This is a genomic window from Algoriphagus sp. SE2, from assembly GCF_039563885.1.
Taxonomy (GTDB): Bacteria; Bacteroidota; Bacteroidia; order Cytophagales; family Cyclobacteriaceae; genus Algoriphagus.
The window spans coordinates 1-2,038 of sequence record NZ_JBCLWJ010000047.1 but is presented as its reverse complement, the minus strand read 5'-3'; the positions used below and the strand labels follow the sequence as shown (position 1 = coordinate 2,038).

General features: G+C 37.0%; 2 protein-coding genes. Both read right to left on the bottom strand.

Features of this window, described 5'->3' with window-relative positions:
• Positions 1 to 8: 8 nt before the first annotated feature.
• The gene (locus tag AAGF08_RS20320) at positions 9 to 1,184 is read right to left on the bottom strand and encodes an amidohydrolase family protein (protein WP_343513283.1); all 1,176 of its coding nucleotides are present in this window, start codon (positions 1,182 to 1,184) and stop codon (positions 9 to 11) included.
• 75 nt (positions 1,185 to 1,259) lie between these two features.
• A complete protein-coding gene (locus tag AAGF08_RS20315; RefSeq protein WP_343513282.1) occupies positions 1,260 to 2,006 on the bottom strand; it encodes a hypothetical protein in 747 nt (248 codons plus the stop codon).
• Positions 2,007 to 2,038: the final 32 nt, after the last annotated feature.

The following is a 2,038-nucleotide window of genomic DNA, read 5'->3' as shown; positions in this document are numbered from 1 at the left end:
AGCACGTATTATTTATTATTGCCATTTTTCCAAACCTGTTCTACTTTTCTAAGATTAGAAAGGTCATTTAACGGATTCTCGTTGAGAAGGACAAAAGTTGCCTTACTTCCTATTTTTATTTCTCCAATCGGTAAATTAAACGCCTTGGCTGCATTTCCTGTAGCTGTTTTAAGTACTTCAAGGTTAGACAACCCTGCCATTTTATATAATTCTAGTTCCAAAAAATAATCTTCCCCAAAATTCATTTGACCTTCTTGAGCATCAGTACCTGCAACAATAAGAACCCCTTTTTCATGCATATCTTTGATGATAGAAGCACGTTCTTGGGCATTCAAAAGGTTGTTACTGACCCAGTCCTGTATAAAGGGTGGTGCATCCTTCATGGTTTTGAGCGCAATTCCACCAGTAGGAACAATAAAAGTGTTATTGTTAACTAGCTGGTCATAAAAACTGTCTGGAATAGGTAGGTCTTCTTTATAATCCAACATGTGTACAAAACCGTCTGGCTTAAACTCGGCAATCTTCACCATTTCTTCAACCGTATTGGCATGTACAACCACTGTATATCCTTTGCTATGGGCATATTCTATAAGTTCCTGTATTTGCTCATAGCTCAATGTTGGAAGGGGTGGATATCCCATCCATTCGTGGTTTTCACGAATCACTTTAATGTAGTCTACCTTTTTATCAATACGATGTTGTATCCAATTGGAAATGGACAAAGAATCGGAAATAGTTTCCATATCGGGACTAAATTGATTTGGGTGTCCACCCGGAACTGTGGCTGCATGACCTGCGCCATAAAATGTGGAAAAACCAATTGAATCTTTTGTCATTGTTTTCCAGCCAAGTTCTCTGTCTTCTAATCCTGTATGCATGTTTAATAGAGTCAAAATACCTAAAGGGTAGCCAGCTTTTAAATCTTCCAAGCTATTGACATGTACATGGGCATTGACCAGTCCAGGAATCATAAATTTGCCTGACCCAGCTATGATAGAATCAGCTTCTAATTTGTTTGTGGTTATTGCAGCTATTGTATCATTATTGATAGCGACATTCACAGTGCCTAAGTCTTCAAAACCATCAAATAAACTTACGTTTTCAACCACAACATCGTATTTAACTGGTTCGGTGCATCCTAGCAGGGTTAAAGCAATTATGCCGAGAATTATAATTCTATTCATATTATTGGTTTTATGTGCTACAACGGTTGGTATATGAACCGTTTTTAATGGTTTATATACATTGTTGTAGCAAGTTTATAGTTTCCAGGGAACAGTTGGTTTCATTATTCTTGTCACTAATTCTTGATACCACTCTTGTTCTCCAATTTTAATGGTGAATAACATAAAAGAAACGAAAATCAAGGATAGAATTATTGCAGGATGTTTTAACTTTTTTAGGCTATATCCAACATAAAGAATCACAAGAAAAAAGAATGTGATTCCGAAGTTCAAAGATGTTTGAGTATCAAGCCATGCGATTTCACCGCCTGTAATTAAAATAGGGAACATAATTAAACGCCCCCATGCAGGCATTAATCCAAAAAAAATTGTTGATGTCATCCAAAGTGCATGTTCTTCTGGTCTCTTAGAGTTCACGATTGCCAGAATAACTGCTAATCCAAAACCGATTACTTGAATGGTTTCTGTAAACACTAGTCCATAAAAAAATGATGCTGGAAAAACTGGCTCAAATCCTCCTTTTGCTCCAAAATAGACATTGGTTGGTACTATGGATAAAGCAGAGAACACAACTGCACCAGCAAGAAATACACCTATCATTCCCCAAAACCGGTGCTGTCGCAATTTTCCATGAGTTGCCAAATAAGGCTGTATTACTATAAGGGCATACCAACCCATTGCAGACAGTGCATGTAGGTGATAGGCCCAAGGTTCTGATAGCCATGTCATAAAGTATTGAGGAGTAAATCCAATTAGAATTACAATCCAAGGGATTAACATCCATTTATGGGCATTTCGATATTGACTTAAAACATTTTTCATTGTTGAAGTTTAATTTGCTACAACGGCGAGTG

What these genes read in the sequence shown, in the direction of transcription:
- AAGF08_RS20320 (WP_343513283.1), bottom strand. Translation starts at nt 1,184, where the DNA reads ATGAATAGAATTATAATTCTCGGCATAATTGCTTTAACCCTGCTAGGA.
- AAGF08_RS20315 (WP_343513282.1), bottom strand. Translation starts at nt 2,006, where the DNA reads ATGAAAAATGTTTTAAGTCAATATCGAAATGCCCATAAATGGATGTTA.